The sequence below is a fragment of the Salinivibrio sp. IB282 genome (genome assembly GCF_001995685.1).
Classification (GTDB): domain Bacteria; phylum Pseudomonadota; class Gammaproteobacteria; order Enterobacterales; family Vibrionaceae; genus Salinivibrio; species Salinivibrio kushneri.
Genome location: NZ_MUET01000002.1, coordinates 68,703 through 87,749, shown reverse-complemented (window position 1 = coordinate 87,749; position 19,047 = coordinate 68,703). Strand labels below are relative to the sequence as shown.

20 protein-coding genes are annotated in these 19,047 nt (G+C 50.2%); 11 read left to right on the top strand and 9 right to left on the bottom strand.

Translation table 11 applies throughout. The features are described 5' to 3' along the window. Window positions 1-6 precede the first annotated feature (6 nt). The gene (gene ispA, locus BZG14_RS01020; RefSeq protein WP_077456992.1) at window positions 7-906 is read right to left on the bottom strand and encodes a (2E,6E)-farnesyl diphosphate synthase; all 900 of its coding nucleotides are present in this window, start codon (window positions 904-906) and stop codon (window positions 7-9) included. Further along, window positions 899-1,144, bottom strand: a complete 246-nt coding sequence (xseB, locus tag BZG14_RS01015) for an exodeoxyribonuclease VII small subunit (protein ID WP_069361156.1) — start codon at window positions 1,142-1,144, stop codon at window positions 899-901. The genes ispA and xseB overlap by 8 nt, the downstream gene beginning before the upstream one ends. Window positions 1,145-1,367: 223 nt before the next feature. Here xseB and pomA point away from each other — a divergent pair, with 223 nt between their 5' ends. The 3 genes from pomA (at window position 1,368) to thiI (ending at window position 4,711) form a co-directional block, all read left to right on the top strand. Continuing rightward, complete coding sequence (pomA, locus tag BZG14_RS01010) at window positions 1,368-2,129, top strand: flagellar motor protein PomA (protein ID WP_077485496.1); 762 nt, start codon at window positions 1,368-1,370, stop codon at window positions 2,127-2,129. 46 nt (window positions 2,130-2,175) lie between these two features. Then, the gene (locus BZG14_RS01005; protein WP_077485493.1) at window positions 2,176-3,114 is read left to right on the top strand and encodes a flagellar motor protein MotB; all 939 of its coding nucleotides are present in this window, start codon (window positions 2,176-2,178) and stop codon (window positions 3,112-3,114) included. Between the two features lie 148 nt (window positions 3,115-3,262). Beyond that, complete coding sequence (thiI, locus tag BZG14_RS01000; protein ID WP_077607717.1) at window positions 3,263-4,711, top strand: tRNA uracil 4-sulfurtransferase ThiI; 1,449 nt, start codon at window positions 3,263-3,265, stop codon at window positions 4,709-4,711. A gap of 73 nt (window positions 4,712-4,784) precedes the next feature. Here thiI and BZG14_RS00995 read toward each other — a convergent pair whose 3' ends face one another. The 7 genes from BZG14_RS00995 to BZG14_RS00965 form a co-directional block, all read right to left on the bottom strand. Further along, window positions 4,785-5,390: a DJ-1 family glyoxalase III gene (locus BZG14_RS00995; protein ID WP_077607716.1), complete on the bottom strand. Its 606-nt coding sequence runs from the start codon at window positions 5,388-5,390 to the stop codon at window positions 4,785-4,787. A gap of 9 nt (window positions 5,391-5,399) precedes the next feature. Beyond that, a complete protein-coding gene (locus tag BZG14_RS00990) occupies window positions 5,400-6,275 on the bottom strand; it encodes a 2-dehydropantoate 2-reductase (RefSeq protein ID WP_077607715.1) in 876 nt (291 codons plus the stop codon). Window positions 6,276-6,364: 89 nt separating this feature from the next. Beyond that, entirely contained in the window at window positions 6,365-7,213 is an 849-nt protein-coding gene (locus BZG14_RS00985) for a nucleoside-specific channel-forming Tsx family protein (protein WP_077607714.1), read from the bottom strand. A gap of 221 nt (window positions 7,214-7,434) precedes the next feature. Beyond that, window positions 7,435-8,829, bottom strand: a complete 1,395-nt coding sequence (locus BZG14_RS00980; RefSeq protein ID WP_077607713.1) for an AmpG family muropeptide MFS transporter — start codon at window positions 8,827-8,829, stop codon at window positions 7,435-7,437. 22 nt (window positions 8,830-8,851) lie between these two features. Then, complete coding sequence (locus BZG14_RS00975; RefSeq protein ID WP_077607712.1) at window positions 8,852-9,412, bottom strand: peptidylprolyl isomerase; 561 nt, start codon at window positions 9,410-9,412, stop codon at window positions 8,852-8,854. Window positions 9,413-9,414: 2 nt separating this feature from the next. Beyond that, window positions 9,415-9,984, bottom strand: a complete 570-nt coding sequence (locus BZG14_RS00970) for a YajG family lipoprotein (protein ID WP_069361147.1) — start codon at window positions 9,982-9,984, stop codon at window positions 9,415-9,417. Window positions 9,985-10,003: 19 nt separating this feature from the next. Then, complete coding sequence (locus BZG14_RS00965) at window positions 10,004-11,146, bottom strand: methyltransferase (RefSeq protein ID WP_077607711.1); 1,143 nt, start codon at window positions 11,144-11,146, stop codon at window positions 10,004-10,006. Between the two features lie 175 nt (window positions 11,147-11,321). Here BZG14_RS00965 and bolA point away from each other — a divergent pair, with 175 nt between their 5' ends. From bolA to BZG14_RS00925, 8 genes are all read left to right on the top strand, one after another. Beyond that, window positions 11,322-11,633 (top strand): transcriptional regulator BolA, encoded by a 312-nt coding sequence (bolA, locus tag BZG14_RS00960; protein WP_077607710.1) that lies wholly within the window; start codon window positions 11,322-11,324, stop codon window positions 11,631-11,633. Between the two features lie 419 nt (window positions 11,634-12,052). Continuing rightward, window positions 12,053-13,393: a Na(+)-translocating NADH-quinone reductase subunit A gene (locus BZG14_RS00955; protein WP_077607709.1), complete on the top strand. Its 1,341-nt coding sequence runs from the start codon at window positions 12,053-12,055 to the stop codon at window positions 13,391-13,393. Window positions 13,394-13,396: 3 nt separating this feature from the next. Further along, window positions 13,397-14,638, top strand: a complete 1,242-nt coding sequence (locus BZG14_RS00950; protein ID WP_077607708.1) for an NADH:ubiquinone reductase (Na(+)-transporting) subunit B — start codon at window positions 13,397-13,399, stop codon at window positions 14,636-14,638. Continuing rightward, window positions 14,628-15,431: a Na(+)-translocating NADH-quinone reductase subunit C gene (locus BZG14_RS00945; protein WP_077607707.1), complete on the top strand. Its 804-nt coding sequence runs from the start codon at window positions 14,628-14,630 to the stop codon at window positions 15,429-15,431. The genes BZG14_RS00950 and BZG14_RS00945 overlap by 11 nt, the downstream gene beginning before the upstream one ends. Then, entirely contained in the window at window positions 15,424-16,056 is a 633-nt protein-coding gene (locus tag BZG14_RS00940; protein ID WP_069361141.1) for an NADH:ubiquinone reductase (Na(+)-transporting) subunit D, read from the top strand. The genes BZG14_RS00945 and BZG14_RS00940 overlap by 8 nt, the downstream gene beginning before the upstream one ends. A 6-nt stretch (window positions 16,057-16,062) precedes the next feature. After that, window positions 16,063-16,659 carry an NADH:ubiquinone reductase (Na(+)-transporting) subunit E gene (gene nqrE / locus BZG14_RS00935; protein ID WP_077607706.1) on the top strand — a complete coding sequence of 199 codons (597 nt, stop codon included), beginning with the start codon at window positions 16,063-16,065 and terminating at the stop codon, window positions 16,657-16,659. A 31-nt stretch (window positions 16,660-16,690) separates the two neighbouring features. Beyond that, complete coding sequence (gene nqrF, locus BZG14_RS00930; protein ID WP_077607705.1) at window positions 16,691-17,914, top strand: NADH:ubiquinone reductase (Na(+)-transporting) subunit F; 1,224 nt, start codon at window positions 16,691-16,693, stop codon at window positions 17,912-17,914. 85 nt (window positions 17,915-17,999) lie between these two features. Beyond that, window positions 18,000-19,016, top strand: coding sequence for an FAD:protein FMN transferase (locus BZG14_RS00925; RefSeq protein WP_069361183.1), 1,017 nt, complete (start codon window positions 18,000-18,002; stop codon window positions 19,014-19,016). The last annotated feature ends 31 nt before the right edge of the window (window positions 19,017-19,047 follow it).

Here is a 19,047-nt window from a genome sequence, read left to right as displayed (position 1 = left end):
ATCATGCTAGTTGTTGCGCTCGATGATATATCGGGCAAAAACTTCCAGTTGTTCGGTATTGTAGGGGATTGCCTCCAAGGCGTGTAGTGCTTCTTGGTAAAGTTGCTCGGCTTTTTCCTGCGCGCCAGCTAGCCCCAGTAGTGCTGGGTAGGTGCTTTTATCCGCGTTCACATCTGACCCTTGCGGTTTCCCGAGTGTTTGCGTATCACTGGTAATGTCCAAAATATCGTCCTGCACTTGAAACGCGAGACCGATGGCGTCAGCAAAACGCTCAAGCTCATGCAAGTGGGCGACACCTGCCTCGCCGGCTGCATAGGCGCCGAGTTTTACTGCCCCTTTGATCAGCGCCCCGGTTTTATTGTGGTGAATGCGTTTAAGGGCTTCAAGATCAACGGCACGTCCCTCTGCAGCCAAATCCAGTGATTGTCCTAAACACATACCTGCTGCCCCGCTGGCCGCGGCCAAGGTTTTCACCATGTCTATACGGTAAGGCTCGGCCGCTGGATTGAGTGGGCCTTCAGCCAGCACGGTAAAGGCCAGTGTTTGTAGCGCGTCACCGGCCAAAATCGCGGTGGCTTCATCGAAGGCAACATGACAGGTTGGCTGCCCGCGTCGCAAGCTGTCGTTATCCATGGCGGGTAGATCGTCGTGAATTAACGAGTAGGCATGAATACACTCTACTGCGACAGCCGGTGTATCAATTTGCGCAAGTGACACGCCAAACAGCTGTCCTGTGGCATAGGTTAGAAAGGGACGAATGCGTTTGCCCCCCAAGAGCAAACCATGGCGCATTGCCTGAATAAGCGGTTGATCTTGGGAGGATAAAGTATCGAGCCACGCTTCGAGTTGTTGATTGCTTCGGGTTTGCGTTTCGCGCAGCGCATCGTGTACAACAGTGTTAATCATCGTCTTGAGGAGAAAACTCAGTCAGTGGCCCATCATCTTCTTGCGAGAGCAAGATCTCGACGCGTTGCTCGGCGTCAGCAAGGGTTTTCTGCCCTTGACGGGTGAGTGCAATGCCGCGCTCAAAACGTTTCATTGCGGTGTCGAGAGGAAGTTCACCGGATTCGAGCGCGCCGACAATGGTATCTAACTCTTTGAGCGTGTCCTCAAAGGTCATATTTTCTGGTTTCTTCACAGCCATGATGCCATAAAATTAGAATAGAGAGGCTAGACGGTAACGCAGTGGCCACAGGCGGTCAAACCACTCTATGTGTTTTTGTGTGCTTGGCGCCACCACCGTAAAAGGCATGTTATCCTTGTTGGTATCTGCGTATTTACGCTAAACCTATAGGGTTGGTTGCCGATATAACCAATACCCTAAAAAATGAAAAACAATGACTTGACGTAATTTAAGGGAGACTGACGTGGATATAGCGACGCTCATCGGCATTCTCGGCTCGTTTGCATTCGTAATAATGGCGATGCTGTTGGGCGGCACCATGAACATGTATTTTGACGTGCCATCGGTGCTGATCGTACTCGGGGGGAGCCTATTTGTGGTTCTCACCAAGTACACCATGGGGCAATTCTTTGGCAGTTTTAAAATTGCAGGCAAGGCATTCATGTTCAAATCCGATGACCCAGAGGACTTGATTGCCAAGATTATTGAAATGGCCGATGCGGCGCGTAAAGGCGGATTTCTCGCCCTCGAAGAAATGGAAGTGAGCAACTCGTTTATGCAAAAGGGCGTGGACTTGCTCGTCGATGGTCATGATGCCGATGTGGTCCGTGCCACATTACACAAAGACATTAACCTTACCGAGGAGCGGCACGACCATGGCATTGGCTTTTATAATGCCTTGGCGGACGTGGCACCCGCGATGGGGATGATCGGGACCTTGATTGGGCTGGTCGCCATGTTGTCGAATATGGATGACCCAAAGGCGATTGGGCCAGCAATGGCGGTCGCCTTGTTGACCACCATGTACGGTGCGATGTTGGCGAACATGGTGGCGACCCCCATCGCCAACAAGCTGGCGCTGCGTAAGGAGCAAGAAAAATTGAATCGGCGTTTGATCATGGACGGCTTACTCGCGATTCAAGATGGACAAAACCCGCGTGTCATTGATGGCTTTTTGAAAAACTACCTCAATGAAGGTAAGCGTGAGGTGGATGTCGATAATTAATCGGTCTGAGACGTAGGCCTCAGCGAGCGAGAAGTAAGGAGTCTTCATGGCACAACAGCAAGAAGAAGAGGAATGCAAATGCCCGCCTCCCGGCTTACCGCCGTGGATGGGGACGTTTGCGGACTTGATGTCGCTTCTTATGTGCTTTTTCGTCCTTCTGTTGTCATTTTCAGAGATGGATGTGCTTAAGTTTAAGCAAATTGCTGGGTCAATGAAGTTCGCTTTTGGGGTACAAAATGTGCTCGAGGTGAAAGACATTCCTAAAGGAACCAGTGTGATCGCGCAAGAGTTTCGTCCGGGTCGTCCTGAGCCGACGCCGATTGAAGTGATCATGCAGCAAACCATTGATATGACGCAGCGCACCTTGGATTTTCAAGAGGGCGAGGATGATCGGTCCGGCGGCTCGCAACGCAACACGTCAGATAAGGAAGGCGGCACCAGTGCCCAAGTGGCGTCACAATTGGAGCAGCAGAGAATGCAGCAGCAACTTGAGCAGCTGCAAAAGGCGTTGATGCAAGCGTTGCAACGCGAAATCGATGAGGGGGCGGTTGAAGTCGAGAACTTAGGGCAACAGTTGGTGATAAGGATCCGAGAAAAGGGCGCTTTCCCACAAAACTCTGCGTTTCTTCAACCCAAGTTCCGGCCCATGGTGCGTCAAATTGCGCAGTTGGTAAAAGATGTGCCGGGAGAAATCAAGGTCTCAGGGCATACCGATAGCACACCTTTGGAGTCGGAGCTTTATCGCTCGAACTGGGATCTTTCGGCACAGCGTGCGGTGTCAGTGGCGCAGGAGATGGAAAAAGTCCCTGGTTTTAACCATTTACGTATGAAAGTGGAAGGATTAGCGGATACCAAGCCGCGTGCGCCGAACAATTCTCCGGAAAACCGTGCGTCAAACCGGCGTGTGGAAATCGCTGTGATACAAGGAAAACCCACCTTCTCGGATGAAATCTCTAGCGAGAATGCGCCACAAAACGCACCTTAGTCCTGTCTCTCGGCGATAACTGATTGTGGGTAAAGACAAGTTATCGCCGAGCACTTCTTCTTTCTTCAGACGTGAAAATGGCCGGTTTCAGCGGCAGCCTGGTTATTGTATAATCCGCGGCTTTGTTCCCAGCTGTATCGAACCGGTTATGAAGTTTATCGTTAAAATTCACCCTGAGGTGATCGTCAAAAGTGAGTCAGTCAGAAAGCGTTTTACAAAAATCCTCGAATGCAATATTCGTAATATTTTAAAGCGTCGGACTGATAATACGGCGGTATATAACCGTCGGGATCACATTGAGGTGACGTTAAAACAACCTAACGAGCGCCAACTGGTTCTGGATKTGTTAACCAACACACCAGGAGTGCAAACCGTGCTTGAGGTTGAGCAAACTCTGTTTAACGATTTACACCATATCTATGAGCTTACTTTGGCCGGTGTGCGTCACCAAATCGAAGGGAAGACCTTTTGTGTGCGCGCTAAGCGTCGTGGGCAGCATGACTTTACCTCTATCGATCTGGAGCGCTATGTCGGTGGAGGACTAAACCAAGCCGTGCCGTCGGCCAGTGTGCAACTGAAAAAACCGGATGTCACCGTGATGATGGAGGTCGATCACGATAAGCTCAACGTGGTGAAACATCGTCACGCAGGTTTAGGGGGCTTCCCACTCGGTACACAAGAAGATGTATTGAGCTTGATCTCTGGCGGGTTCGATTCAGGCGTTTCCAGTTATTTGCACATTAAACGTGGCAGTAAAGTGCACTACTGCTTCTTTAATCTGGGTGGTAAATCGCATGAAACGGGTGTGCAGCAGGTGTCTCATTACCTTTGGAACAAATTTGGCTCATCGGCCAAAGTGAAGTTTATTTCGATTGATTTTGAGCCGGTCGTCAATAGCATCTTGGAAAATATCGATAGCGCGCAAATGGGCGTGGTGTTGAAGCGTATGTTTATGCGGGCGGCGGCCATGGTGGCAAAACGGTTTGGTATTCAAGCACTGGTGACCGGCGAAGCATTGGGGCAGGTGTCTAGCCAAACGCTCACCAATCTGCGCATGATTGATAACGTCACTGATAGCTTGATCTTGCGTCCACTGATTAACTGGGACAAAGAAGACATTATTCAAACGGCGCGTAAAATTGGCACAGAAGATTTCGCTAAAACCATGCCTGAGTATTGTGGCGTGATTTCCAAAAAGCCAACGGTGAAAGCGGAAAAAGCCAAGCTTGAACACGAAGAAGCCAAGTTTGATTTTCGTCTGCTTGAGCAAGTGGTCGACAACGCGACTGTGATGGATATCCGTGATATCGAAGCCTTGAGCCAAGAAAAAGCGCCGGAAGCGGAGCTGGTTAAGGAGGTTGAGAAAGGCGCAGTGGTGCTGGATATCCGCAGTCGAGAAGAGCAAGAAGATAAGCCGCTTGAGATTGAAGGCGTTGATGTGGTGCACATTCCTTTCTTCAAATTGGCGACCCAGTTTGGCGACCTTGACCAAACGAAAACCTATTTGCTCTATTGCGAGCGAGGGGTAATGAGTCGTTTGCAAGCGCTGTATCTTAAAGATATGGGCTTTGAGAACGTGAAAGTGTATCGGGTATAGGCCGAGTGGCTTACCGAAGTAAAAAGACAGGCAGCCATTTGGCTGCCTGTTTGCGTTTAAGCCTCGCGTAAATCTAGCTTTCTGTAAACTTTTTCTCATAGTGCAGTTGAGGAAGAGGCATCATCGGCTCCGCCACTTGCCAAGCCAATGCTTTGCCGCCGAGTACGTGAACGACTTCGATCGCGAACTCCATTGCCGAGCCAGGCCCCTGGCTGGTAATCAAACGATGGTCATAGTCGGTCATCACGCGGCGGCGGCTTAGCCATTGCGCTGGGATCTGATCGCTGACGCTGGGGTGACAGCTCATGTGTGACTGCGGGAATAGCTGGTGGCGTTGTAGCACTAACGCCGGTGCGGCACAAATGGCAGCCACCCACGCATTGTCGCTCTGCTGCTGTTTGATGATCTCGGTGATCAGGTTACTTTCTCCTAAGCACTGGGCGCCCTCGATACCACCGGGTAAGATCACACAGTCAAAAGGCTGGTCGGCGACTGTTGCCAGTGCTGCGTCGCAAACTAGCTTGACGCCACGTGAACAGGTTAGCGTGAGATCGCCTTCGGGATCGGCGCTGGCCACGATGACATTGAAGCCGGCACGTTTCATCACATCAATGGCAGTCACGGCTTCCATTTCTTCTGTGCCATTGGCCATACAAATCAGGATGCGTTTATCACTCATGATGATTCCTTATCTCTCCACTTGTTGAACGGCTTGGTGTAGCTGCTGGTGGTGTGGGGTTGAAATCTGGTGTGCTTGGGCGCGTTGCAGCACATAGCCCGTAATATACGCCAGCTCGGTCGGGCGACGGTAAAATACATCGCGATTCATTGAAGAGTAGTTGTCTGCGGTTGCCTTGGCGACCGTTTCCACACGTTGACGTACTTCGGTAGCCGAGGCAAGTATCCGCTCCGCCCGCATTACAGTGGCTAATTCTTGGCATAGCGCATCAATGATTGGCGCATAGTCTCGTTTGAGCAACTCACCGTTTTTTATCCCATGTAAGGCGGTAAGCGGGTTGATGACACTATTGACCGCCAGTTTATACCACAGCGATTCCAGGATATCGCTCTGCCAGGTTACTGCCGGTAGGGCATGATCCAAGACATCGGCGAGAAACTGACAGGCTTCACCGGCTTGGTTACCTGCCCCGAGCGCTGTGGGCCCATTGCCCGTGTGCCGATACTCGCCTGTTTCCGCGCGAAACACGCCTTGTGAGGTGGTCGCAAGCAGCAGCGGCTGGCTGGCAGGTAGGGTATCAATGAGCCATTGATGAGGTCCCATGCCGTTATGCATCAACATCACCATGGTTTCCGGCTCAAGATGAGCAACGCACGGGGTTAAGGAGGCTTGCACGTCATAGGCTTTGGTGCAAACCAGCCAAAGATCACTATAACGCAGTAAGTCTGGTTGGTTGGCGGGCAAAGTAAGGGAGGTATCGTCAAGGTTCAGCGCCCGCTTATCAGCGCCATCGCGCGTGATAAGATGAACGTGATGACCCGCTTGGCTTAATTTGACCGCCCATAAGGTGCCGATCGCACCTGCGCCTATCAAGGTGATCCGCATGACACTTGCCTATCGATGAAAAGGCCAGTGTATCATAGACAATATAAGGCGGGGAGCACAGCGCCGGCAGGGACCGGCGCTGGATAGGATTAGAATTTGTAGGTCGCGCTAAGGTAGTGAGAAATACCTGAGCTGTCGGCGACAGCACCTACAGAGTTGTTGGCATTACCATCTTCAAAGAGATAAACATCATTATAGGCTTTCAGACCATAACCGAGGGCGTAGTTATCTGAGTGCCAATACAGGCCGTTAAACATCGCGCCGCCATGGGTCGCTTGGTTGTTGCCTTTAAAGGTATCGTCGGCACCGAATTGGTAGTCGATATAACCTTGGTAAGACAGGAAGCTACCGTTGTCGAAAAAGTGGAAAGGTTTAAACCAGTTGGTCGAGAACTGATAGCCATTCCAGTCTTTGTTATTGATGTCATACAAGCCATAGAGGTTCATGCCCACTTTGCCAAACCATGGCAGCTCAACATCAGCACCGACACCCCAGAACGAGTTGTTAGTACTATCAAATGGCTTCCCATTACCACCTCCCCAGTTAAATAGGGTCGAGAAGTAGACTTCTTGTACAGGGCCAAATGACAAATCCTGCCCGGTGATGCCATCAATTGAGAAGCGCGGTGCCAACTTCATAAAGGTTTTATCTGCACCTTTTTTATTGTTGTTATCACTGTCGTCTTCACCCAAGTCAAAAATATCCACATAACCATAGAGATCGACCACGCCTTTACGGCCGCCAAACTCCATTTCTAGATAGTTATGGTCTTTATCGGTGTCATCACCAAATTGCGGCTTTTCGTTAATGGCATACATGGCGTTAAACTGAAGCCATTTGTGATCATTTTTGTAAATGTCATCTGAGTAATCGGCGGCGTTAGCAACGGATGCGCTGCTAGCGGCGATAACGGCGAGTGCGAGTAGGGATTTTTTCATAGTGACTGCCTCTGCTGGGTCTTGTTGTTGCGCAGTGCGCATGGGACAGAGGCAGTATATTGATTAAGTTCACGATAAAGAATGTAATAAACATAGACACAAAAATAGGCTGTGATCAGAGGCGGTTTGTAAAGGGTTGCATGACAGTTTTATGTGATCTTTGTTACTAAAACACTCACAGCGGCGCGCAAAATTTTGCACTCCACTGTGATATGTCAGGGTTAGTCGCGACGAGAATCTAGGCAGTGTCTAGCATGCTTATCATTTTGTGACGGCGGTTGGCGAAACTGTCTGCCAATGTAGAGCAGCATGACTAGTCCTGGGATCACCATTAATGCGGTTATTACGAAAAATGTTGACCAGCTATCGAGCCAGTCGACCATCATGCCACTAAACGATGCAACTGTGGTTCGACCTAAGTTCCCCAAAGACGCGAGTAGCGCATATTGAGTGGCCGAGAACGCACGGCCGGTCAAGAAGGTTAAAAAGGAGACAAACGCAATAGTGGCAAAAGCCGAGGTAAAGTTGTCTACCAGGATGGCCCCTAATAGCAGATGCTCGTTGGGGCCGACCACGGCAATCCAGGCGAACATAAGGTTGCTGGATGCCATGGCGACCCCACCAATAAACAGCCCTTTAATCACGCCAAAGCGCAGGTTGATGTAGCTGCCTATTAAGGTGTAAACCACGGTGAGCCCCCAGCCGACCAGCTTGGAGTAATACCCAATTTGCTCATTGGTAAAGCCGACATCTTTGTAAAACACGATCGACATGCGACCGAGAAAGGCCTCGCCCAGTTTAAACAAAAACACAAATAACAGCAGCGTAAGGGCTACCTTAATCCCGTTGCGACGAAAGAACTCGGCAAAAGGTTCCACCACCGTCACGGCAAACCAGGCTTGGAAGCCGCTGTAGCCTTGGTTGAGGTAATGTTTGGTGGCCTTGTCTTGGCGCTGTTCCCGATCACTGGCAGGCTCTTTGACATACAGGGTGGCGAGAATCATTAAGCCGACAAATCCGGCCATAATCACATAAACTTGGTTCCACCCGATGGCATCGGCATTGATAAAGCCGATATAGCCAGGCACAGAATAGCCTGTCCACCAACCAATGACCGACATCGCCGAAGCGAGCGGGAACTTCTCGGTTTCGTGCTCGGCGAAGTTATCGATACGGAAGGCATCAATGGCAATGTCTTGTGTGGCCGACGCGAGGGCGATAGAAAAAATCAATGACGAAAGGACAAGGGTGGTGATCCAGGGATCAATCGCTTGCAGGCCTTGCATGTTAACGCGAGACAAGGCCAAGGTGGCGACAAGCATCAGTGATTGTGTCACCACAATCCAGCTGCGGCGATGGCCAAGCTTTTCATTCAGTACCGGGATCTTAAGCCTATCCAGCAGGGGGGCCCACAAAAAGTTAACGGCGTAAAGCACGAACACTGAGCCAAAAAGGCCAATAGCCGTGCGCGATAACCCCTCATCGGCCAGCCAACCATTTAAGTTGGAGCCAATTAATACCCAAGGGAAACCACTACAGCACCCCATTAAAAAAACAAAGAGCAGGCGACGGTCGGCGTAGGCCGCCAAGGTCGTTTTTAGCTTGGATGACTGCATAATAAGGTGGCCTACTTAAAGACTAGGGAGTTGAAACACGATTGATAGCAGTAATAATAATCGGTTGTTGCGGCACATCCTGCATCCGTTTGCTGGGGATAGTAACGGTTGGCTGCTCGGTGATGGTCAGGATAGTATTAAACCCTTCCACGACGCGGCCAAACACCGTGTACCCCAGCTTATTGGGGGTTGCATCTAAGAAACCATTATCACTGACATTGATGTAGAACTGGCGGGTGGCAGAGTCCGGGTCTTGGGTTCTGGCCATCGCGATGGTAGCACGACGGTTACGTAGACCATTACGTGATTCATTATCAACAGGTTCATACGTGGGGCGACGATTGAGGTCTTGATCAAATCCGCCTCCTTGCACCACAAAACGTGGGATCACCCGATGAAATTGAGTGCCGACATAGCTGCCGTCATCGACATAGCGTAAAAAATTGCTGACAGTCTTGGGAGCTTTATCCTCGTTAAGTTGCAAGACAAAGTCTCCCTGGGTCGTTTCAACAGCGACCATCACCCTGGCTTGCACTGGCGCCACCACCAGTGCAAGTATCCCTAAAAGTGCCCATATTTTCATGATCAAAAGTGCGCTTTCATGTGATCAAGTAGCTGCTCATCGTTGGCAATGTCTTGCAAGACAGCTTCTAGCAGGTTGTTTAATGCCATTTCGATATCGTCGGGCGAAGCGCTGCTAACGCCGCTCTGGGTTGATTTGCCGGTGTAACGTTTTACAAAGCGACCATCCGGGGATTCAGCGACTAGCTGCAGTTGCACTGACGCTTCCATATCGTGCTTGAATACCGTGTGCTTAACACGAACTAAGGCGTCAAGAATATCGAGGCGGAGCATGCCCGGGCCATTTGCGACGACACGGAACCCTTGTGCTGAAAGCTGGCGTGAGAGGGTATCTTCAAGGACAACGCGCAAGTTTTGGGTGGCATGCAGCGGCTTAACATTGGAGCGACCGCTATCAATCACCGCAACGAACTGAGCTGTCCGTAAGTCCTTACTCTTTACCACCACAGGAAGGTTGTTGACCTGCTGCTGATTGGATGACGCTGGAGACGGTGCAATGGTTAGTTGTGGCTCGCGAGGTGTTGAGCAGCCCGCTAGGACTAACACAGCGGCGGCAATAATCAGTTTCTTCATGGGGTTCAGCATCCTTTTGTTAAAATTGGGCGTTGACTGCCTTGAGAATAACGAATTTTTTATTTGACGCAACGACAGTCACGTTACCAAAAAGACGTTTTAGCTTAGTATGATAGCCAAGATGACGATTGCCAATCACTAAAAGCGCGCCATTCGTAGTCAGAACACGTTTTGCGTCACAAAACATTTGCCAAGCAATGTGATCAGTGATGGTTTGTTGCTGGTGAAAGGGCGGGTTACACAACACAAGATCAATATCTGTGTGGTTAAAATCGGTCAAGCAATCTCGTGCTTCACATTGGAAACGTTGTGAGTCAATATCATGGCTTTCAAGGTTGTGTTGGGCACTGGCGATGGCCATATGGCTCTCGTCGACTGCATAAATGTATGCCTTTGGGTTGTTACGTGCCGCCTGCAGGGCAAGCACACCATTCCCACAACCTAAATCCAGAATATTTTTTTCTTCGTCCGAGCTTGGGATTTGCGGAAGCATTAAGTAAGCCGCGATATCCAGCTTTTTGGCGGAAAACACATTGGGCCAATTAGCCAAGCACATGGAAAACTCAGGCACATCGACATAGCTAAGTGGCTCGGTGGGCTGTTGGGGGAGGGCGTTAGCGGTAGAAAAAATCAAGCGTGCTTTTTTCTTTGCCAACKAGGTGGTGGTTGCCCCAAGCCAGTGCTCAAACTGATTCAGCGTAGAGGTATGGATCGCTTTTGCCTTGTCTCCGGCGAGGATGCGTGTGGCCGGTGTCGTTACAGACGCCAGTTGCTGGAGCTGCCATGCCAACATTTTGCTGCTTTTAGGCACTCGCATGATCACCGCATCAAACTGTTTAGGCAGTGGTTCCGTACTCTTAAGCAGCGTAATGTCTGAAAGCTGGTTTTGGCGAAGGTTCGCGAGGGTCGCTTGCTGTGACACCACAGAATCGCTGATTTGAATGACGTCATAACCTTGCGAGCATGCCCAACAACTCAACGCGCCAAATTGATCATTGAGAATTAAAACCCGATTGCCTGCCTCAAGTTGCCAGGTGTTGGCGTGCTCAATGATATATTCATCGGCTGCATCAAAGGCTTGAAGCGTTTCATTTTTTCGGCGCGGGTAGCGGTGTAGTGTCAGGGGAGATTCGTCGCTTGAGATTACAAGTTCTGTTTTCATGGGAGTGTTTGCGTCAGAGGTCACTGACTGCGTATATTGTCGCACTCACACCACAACTGCAATTCAAACTCGATGGGTATGCCATCAATGATGGCGTGATCAGGCTATTGAATTCGCAATTTTATCGATAACGACTAAAATCTGGGCAACTTGCCCTTGTTAGGTTGGGGAAGCCATGAAAATTCAAACGCAAATTACAGAGAAACTGACACAGGCTTTTACGCCCGTTCATCTTGATGTTCGCAATGAAAGCGATATGCACAATGTACCAGAAGGGTCAGAGAGCCATTTCAAGGTTGTCGTGGTGTCAGATGAGTTTGCAGGTAAGCGTTTAATACAGCGGCATCGTGCGATCAATACCACCTTGGCGGACGAGCTTGCCAATGATATTCATGCATTGGCTATCCATACTTACACCCCAGAAGAGTGGCAAGAGCAGGCAAATGCGCCAGACTCGCCAGCCTGCCGCGGGGGTGGTGTAAAATAAGGGTGAGCCGATGTGCTTAGGCGTGTTGATTCTTCACGTTATGGCAACAAATTCTTACATAAAGTCGCTGGTGGGGTGGGTATCAACGCGGCGCTTGGCGCACCACGCGAACAGCGTGGGGTCGGTGACCGTCACCTTAAGGCGAGCAAAAAAACAACAGTAAAACTGTGAGCTTACAACGAGCATTGTTTGTACAGGTATGCATAATTGCCACGCCCTAGTGACAATACCCATAGAATCAATACTGGGGTTAGTGATAGAATGCCGTGCTTAAAGACTAACCTAGGCTACCTTTGTGTAACGTCATGGTTAGCAGGATGTTGCGACGGTGCGCCCTCAGGCCACCATACAGTCGAAAGTCGTGTCTTTAACTGCGCAATAACAGAATTCTTTTTCCCGTTAATGTAGTGCAAGTGCGTATGATTACAATAAAAAAGGGTTTGGATATCCCCATTGCTGGGACTCCTGCTCAGGTGATAAATGATGGCCCAGCTGTCAAGAAAGTCGCCTTGCTTGGCGAAGAGTACGTTGGAATGCGCCCCACAATGCATGTGCGAGTGGGTGATGTGGTGAAAAAAGGCCAGGGCCTTTTCGAAGATAAGAAAAACCCTGGTGTGGTATTTACTGCTCCCGCAGCCGGTAAAGTGGTTGAAGTCAACCGCGGTGCCAAACGTGTTCTTCAGTCTGTCGTCATTGAAGTCGATGGTAACGAGCAAGTCACATTCAACAAGTATGAAGCGTCGCAACTGGCCTCTCTTGAGCGCCAAGCGGTGGTGGACCAATTGGTTGAGTCGGGGATGTGGACAGCGCTCCGCACGCGCCCGTTCAGCCGTTCGCCCGCGATTGATGCCGTGCCGGAAGCCATTTTTGTGAATGCAATGGACACCAATCCGCTCGCCGCGGATCCGAAAGTGATCATTGATGAGCAAAAAGAGGCATTCGTTGCAGGTCTTGATGTACTCTCTCGCTTAACTGACAAGCAAGTGTTTGTTTGTAAGGCGAATGTAGAGTTACCCACCAGTCAGCAATCTAACGTTGAACAACATGTCTTTGCTGGCCCTCACCCAGCAGGCTTAGTGGGCACCCATATCCACCACTTGCGCTCAGCAAGCATGGAGAAAAAGGTGTGGCATCTTAACTACCAAGATGTGATTGCGTTTGGCCACTTGTTCCTTACCGGTGAAATCAACGCTGATCGTGTGGTGTCATTGGCAGGCCCGATGGTTAACAAGCCACGCTTGGTACGCACGCAGCTAGGCGCAAACCTTGACGAGCTGACTGATGGCGAGCTGATGGCGGGTGAAAGCCGTGTTATTTCTGGCTCAGTGCTGTCGGGAACCAAAGCGTCTGGTCCGCATGCTTACTTGGGCCGCTTCCACTTGCAAGTGTCTGTATTGCGTGAAGGCAACGAGAAAGAGCTGTTTGGTTGGTTGTCGCCAGGTAAAAACCGCTTCTCAGTGACGCGCGCCTACCTTGGCCATCTATTCAAAGGCCAACTTTTCAATTTGACCACCTCGACCAATGGCAGTGATCGTTCCATGGTACCAATCGGTAATTATGAGCGAGTAATGCCACTAGATATCGAGCCAACAATGCTGCTGCGTGATATCTGTGCTGGCGATACAGATAGCATGCAACAGCTGGGCGCGCTGGAGTTAGATCCTGAAGATTTGGCCCTTTGTACTTTTGTCTGCCCAGGCAAGTACGAGTACGGTCCAATGCTCCGCGAGAGCCTAGAAAAGATTGAGAAGGAAGGGTAACTGATGAGCCTTAAAAATTTTCTAGAGCAAATCGAGCCACACTTTGAGCCAGGCGGCAAACATGAAAAATGGTTTGCACTGTACGAAGCGGTTGCCACCATTTTGTACACCCCGGGTATGGTGACCAAAGCCGGCGCGCACGTGCGTGACAGCATCGATTTGAAACGCATCATGATCATGGTGTGGTTTGCTGTGTTCCCCGCGATGTTCTGGGGCATGTATAACACAGGTAACCAAGCCATCATGGGATTGATGGATTTATATTCTGGTGACCAACTGGCGCAGGTGATCAGTGGTAACTGGCATTATTGGCTCACCGAGTCGATTGCGGGGCCGCTATCCGCTGCCGGGTGGGGAACCAAAACCATTTTAGGTGCTACCTACTTCCTGCCTATTTATGCCACCGTATTTATTGTGGGTGGTTTTTGGGAAGTACTGTTCTGCATCGTGCGTAAGCATGAAGTCAACGAAGGTTTCTTCGTCACCTCGATTCTCTTTGCACTGATCGTGCCGCCAACCTTGCCATTGTGGCAGGCTGCACTGGGTATCACCTTTGGTGTGGTGGTTGCAAAAGAGATCTTCGGGGGAACTGGACGTAACTTCTTGAACCCTGCGCTTGCGGGGCGTGCGTTCTTGTTCTTTGCTTATCCAGCGCAGATCTCTGGCAATCTAGTGTGGACAGCCGCAGACGGTTACTCAGGCGCAACGGCATTGAGCCAATGGTACGCCGGCGGTGAAGGCGCGTTGCAACACAATGTCTCCGGGCAAGCGATGTCTTGGATGGATGCCTTTATCGGTAATATCCCTGGCTCTATCGGTGAAGTATCAACCCTTGCTATCTTGATTGGTGGCGCGGCCTTGGTATACATGCGCATTGCCTCGTGGCGTATCATCTTGGGTACATTCGTCGGTATGGCGGTGGCGGCAACTCTGTTTAACCTGATTGGTTCCGACACTAACCCGATGTTTAGCATGCCTTTCTACTGGCACTTGGTTCTAGGTGGCTTTGCGTTCGGCATGATGTTTATGGCAACGGATCCCGTTTCGGCCGCGTTTACCAATAAAGCGAAATGGTGGTACGGCGCATTGATCGGTGCCATGGCAGTGATCATTCGCGTGGTTAACCCAGCATACCCTGAAGGCATGATGCTGGCGATCCTGTTCGCTAACCTGTTTGCACCATTGTTCGATAACTTGGTGATTCAGGGCAACATCAAACGGAGACTGGCTCGTAATGGCAAGTAGTAACGATAGTATTAAGAAGACGCTGATCGTTGTTATCGCGTTGAGCTTGGTATGCTCAATCGTGGTATCCGGTGCAGCGGTAGCGTTACGTCCTTTGCAGCAGATGAACGCAAAGCTCGACGTACAGAAGAACATCCTCTCGGTCGCTGGCATTGAGGTGTCGGGCGGTAAGAGTGCGATCAATGATGCTTATAACAAGTACATTGAACCGCGTCTGGTTAGCTTAGAGAAAGGCGACTTTGTCGGCCCCGACGCGGCCAGTGTCGAAGACGTCGCAGACTATGACCAGCGTGAAGCCGCTAAAGACCCTGGGATGTCGAAAAAGCTAAGTGGTGACGAAAATGTCGCTGGTTTTGGCCGTCGTGCCGATATTGCGAAGATCTACTTGGTGAAAAACGACTCAGGTGACTTGCAACGCCTGATCCTGCCAGTGAAAGGCTCGGGTCTTTGGAGCATGATGTATGCATTTGTTGCGGTCGAGTCTGATGGCAATACGGTGGCTGACATCGTCTATTATGAGCAAGGGGAAACCCCGGGCTTGGGTGGCGAAGTTGAAAACCCGAAATGGCGCGCGAAGTGGGATGGCAAAAAGCTATTTAACGAACAAGGCGAGCCTGCTATAAAGGTGGTTAAAGGTGGTGCACCGAGTGATAGCGAGCATGGTATTGACGCGCTATCGGGCGCAACCTTGACCAGTAACGGTGTCGAGAAACAATTTGATTTCTGGCTAGGTGATTTGGGCTTTGGTCCATTCTTAGCAAAAGTTCGAGAGGGAGGCCTGAGCAATGGCTGAAACGAAAGAACTGAAGAAAAACCTGCTGTCGCCGGTGTTAGACAATAACCCGATTGGCCTTCAGGTCCTCGGTGTATGTTCGGCACTCGCGGTGACCACGCAGATGCAGACGGCGTTTGTTATGACCTTGGCGGTGATGTTCGTTACCGCGATGTCTAACTTGTTCGTATCGCTGATCCGCAACCATATACCGAATAGCGTACGTATCATCGTGCAAATGGCGATCATCGCGTCATTGGTTATTGTGGTTGACGAAACGCTTAAAGCGTTTGTTTATGACATCTCTAAGCAGCTTTCGGTCTTCGTGGGGCTGATCATCACTAACTGTATCGTGATGGGGCGCGCAGAAGCCTATGCGATGAAATCGTCGCCGCTGCCGTCATTTATCGATGGTTTGGGTAACGCATTAGGTTATGGCTTCGTGTTGATGACGGTTGCCTTCTTCCGAGAGCTGCTTGGCTCAGGCTCTGTCTTTGGCGTGTCTATTCTGCCTGTGGTCAGTGAAGGGGGTTGGTATCAGCCAAACGGTATGATGTTGCTGGCCCCATCTGCGTTCTTCCTAATCGGCTTTTTGATTTGGATTGTGCGTACCTTCAAACCCGAACAAGTTGAAGCGAAGGAGTAACAGCACATGGAACATTATTTGAGCCTGCTGGTGCGCTCAATCTTTATTGAGAACATGGCGCTGGCATTCTTCCTCGGCATGTGTACGTTTTTGGCGGTGTCCAAGAAAGTAAAAACAGCGTTCGGCCTCGGTGTCGCCGTGGTGGTGGTATTGACTATCGCGGTACCGGTGAACAATTTGGTCTATAACCTGATCCTACGTGAAGATGCACTGGTGAAAGGGATCGATCTTAGCTTTCTCAACTTTGTGACCTTTATCGGTGTTATCGCCGCATTGGTTCAGATTTTGGAAATGACATTAGATCGCTTCTTCCCGCCACTTTATAACGCGTTAGGTATCTTCCTGCCGTTGATCACGGTGAACTGTGCCATCTTTGGCGGCGTATCATTCATGGTACAGCGTGATTACAACTTCGCAGAGTCAGTCGTATACGGCTTCGGCTCTGGGGTGGGCTGGATGTTAGCCATCGTCGCCCTTGCGGGTATCCGTGAGAAAATGAAGTATTCAGACGTGCCGCCAGCACTGCGGGGATTGGGGATCACCTTTATCTCCGTTGGCCTGATGGCATTGGGCTTTATGTCTTTCTCTGGTGTGCAACTGTAAGCCGGGTAAACTGCGAGAAAAGGAATAGTCAATGGACATTATTCTTGGTGTAGTGATGTTTACTCTGATTGTGCTGGCGCTGGTATTGGTGATTTTATTCGCTAAATCCAAGCTGGTACCAACCGGAGACGTCACAATTGATATCAATGACGATCCTGAAAAAGCGATCGTGACTCAGCCAGGTGGCAAGCTGCTTGGCGCACTGGCCGGTGCTGGTGTGTTTGTATCGTCTGCCTGTGGTGGCGGTGGTTCATGCGGTCAATGTCGCGTGAAAATTAAAGAAGGGGGTGGTGATATTCTGCCAACCGAGCTTGACCACATCACCAAAGGCGAAGCGCGTGAAGGTGAGCGTCTTTCATGTCAGGTGGCAATAAAACAAGACATGAAAATTGAGCTGCCGGAAGAAATTTTTGGTGTGAAGAAGTGGGAATGTGAAGTTATCTCCAACGATAACGAAGCCACCTTCATCAAAGAGCTTAAACTGCGCATCCCTGATGGTGAGTCGGTTCCCTTCCGAGCCGGCGGTTATATTCAGATTGAAGCGCCACCGCATCACATCAAATACGCAGATTTTGATATTCCTGAGGAATACCGTGAAGACTGGGAGAAGTTTAATCTTTTCCGCTATGAGTCGAAGGTGGATGAAGAGATCATTCGTGCGTACTCGATGGCTAACTACCCAGAAGAAGAAGGCATTATCATGCTGAACGTGCGTGTGGCAACACCACCACCACGTAATCCTGATGTGCCACCGGGTCAGATGTCATCTTATATTTGGTCACTTAAGCCAGGCGACAAGTGCACAATCTCAGGCCCATTCGGTGAGTTCTTTGCTAAAGACACCGATGCGGAGATGGTGTTTGTGGGTGGTGGTGCCGGTATRGCGCCAATGCGTTCACACATCTTTGACCAGCTTAAACGTCTGAATACCGACCGTAAGATCACCTTCTGGTATGGGGCGCGCTCGAAGCGAGAAATGTTCTACGTCGAAGATTTCGATATGCTCCAAGAGCAAAACGATAACTTTGAGTGGCACTGTGCGCTATCGGATCCGCTTCCAGAAGATAACTGGGAAGGGGACACGGGCTTTATTCACAATGTGCTTTATGAAAACTATTTGAAAGATCATGAAGCGCCAGAAGATTGTGAGTACTACATGTGTGGGCCGCCGATGATGAACGCCGCCGTGATTGGTTTGCTTAAAGACCTGGGTGTCGAAGACGAAAACATCATGTTGGATGATTTCGGCGGGTAAACACCGACAGTCTACCTTACCGCTTAATGGCTGGCCTATGGGCCAGCCATTTTTACGTATGAAACTGATGTCCAAGGACACTGCTATGAAGACGTTATGGTTACGCTGTGCATGGGTATTTGCGCTGATTGTGGGATTACTCGGTTGCGACCGTGCCCCTGAGTTGGTGCATCTGACCGGTGAGACCATGGGAACATACTACTCGGTGAAGTATATCGCCACAGAGAACACCCCATCTCAAGATAAGGTTCAAGCTGAGATTGATGCGCGTTTGGAAACGGTTAACGATCAGATGTCGACGTATCGTACCGACTCCGAATTAAGCCAGTTCAATCAGCAGAAAGCGGATATACCAATGGACGTATCACCCGCAACCGCAACGGTAGTAAAAGAGGCGATACGGCTGAATACGTTCACTCAAGGGGCGTTAGATGTCACCGTCGGCCCATTGGTGAACTTATGGAGCTTTGGGCCAGAGAAACGCCCCGAGAATATTCCGAGCGACAAAGACATCGCCTCTCGCATGGAAAGGGTTGGGTTGTCGCATTTACAGGTTGAGGATAACACCCTTACCAAAACCCATCCTGATTTATACGTCGACTTATCGACCATTGCCAAAGGGTATGGCGTCGATGTGGTCGCCAATTATCTAGGGTCGCTTGGGCTCGATAATTATTTGGTTGAGATTGGTGGTGAGTTACAATTAAAGGGTGTCAATCAAGATCAAAACCCGTGGCGGATTGCCATTGAAAAACCCAGTGCTGGCGCGCAATCTGTGCAAGAGATCATTCAGCCCGGTGATATGGCCGTCGCCACGTCTGGCGATTACCGTAACTATTTTGAGCAAGATGGTGTACGTTATTCGCACATTATCGACCCCAAAACAGGACGACCCATTAATCATCACCTCGTGTCCGTCACTGTGCTTGATCCGTCTTGCATGACCGCGGATGGCTTAGCGACGGGTTTTATGGTGTTGGGGCCAGAAAAGGCCATGGCGCTGGCCAACCAAGCGGATATTCCCGCATTTATGGTGGTCAAAACCGATGACGGGTATAAAGAAATGGCGTCAGAGGCCTTTAAACCGTATCTAAACCGTTAGTGCGTCACGCACTGGCGTTTATTACACGCAT

Coding starts and splice junctions, on each gene's coding strand:
- ispA (WP_077456992.1), bottom strand. CDS start 906: ATGATTAACACTGTTGTACACGATGCGCTGCGCGAAACGCAAACCCGA.
- xseB (WP_069361156.1), bottom strand. CDS start 1,144: ATGGCTGTGAAGAAACCAGAAAATATGACCTTTGAGGACACGCTCAAA.
- BZG14_RS00950 (WP_077607708.1), top strand. CDS start 13,397: ATGAGCCTTAAAAATTTTCTAGAGCAAATCGAGCCACACTTTGAGCCA.
- BZG14_RS01005 (WP_077485493.1), top strand. CDS start 2,176: ATGGCACAACAGCAAGAAGAAGAGGAATGCAAATGCCCGCCTCCCGGC.
- BZG14_RS00985 (WP_077607714.1), bottom strand. CDS start 7,213: ATGAAAAAATCCCTACTCGCACTCGCCGTTATCGCCGCTAGCAGCGCA.
- bolA (WP_077607710.1), top strand. CDS start 11,322: ATGAAAATTCAAACGCAAATTACAGAGAAACTGACACAGGCTTTTACG.
- BZG14_RS00925 (WP_069361183.1), top strand. CDS start 18,000: ATGAAGACGTTATGGTTACGCTGTGCATGGGTATTTGCGCTGATTGTG.
- BZG14_RS00945 (WP_077607707.1), top strand. CDS start 14,628: ATGGCAAGTAGTAACGATAGTATTAAGAAGACGCTGATCGTTGTTATC.
- BZG14_RS00990 (WP_077607715.1), bottom strand. CDS start 6,275: ATGCGGATCACCTTGATAGGCGCAGGTGCGATCGGCACCTTATGGGCG.
- BZG14_RS00940 (WP_069361141.1), top strand. CDS start 15,424: ATGGCTGAAACGAAAGAACTGAAGAAAAACCTGCTGTCGCCGGTGTTA.
- BZG14_RS00980 (WP_077607713.1), bottom strand. CDS start 8,829: ATGCAGTCATCCAAGCTAAAAACGACCTTGGCGGCCTACGCCGACCGT.
- nqrE (WP_077607706.1), top strand. CDS start 16,063: ATGGAACATTATTTGAGCCTGCTGGTGCGCTCAATCTTTATTGAGAAC.
- BZG14_RS00970 (WP_069361147.1), bottom strand. CDS start 9,984: ATGAAGAAACTGATTATTGCCGCCGCTGTGTTAGTCCTAGCGGGCTGC.
- BZG14_RS00975 (WP_077607712.1), bottom strand. CDS start 9,412: ATGAAAATATGGGCACTTTTAGGGATACTTGCACTGGTGGTGGCGCCA.
- BZG14_RS00955 (WP_077607709.1), top strand. CDS start 12,053: ATGATTACAATAAAAAAGGGTTTGGATATCCCCATTGCTGGGACTCCT.
- BZG14_RS00995 (WP_077607716.1), bottom strand. CDS start 5,390: ATGAGTGATAAACGCATCCTGATTTGTATGGCCAATGGCACAGAAGAA.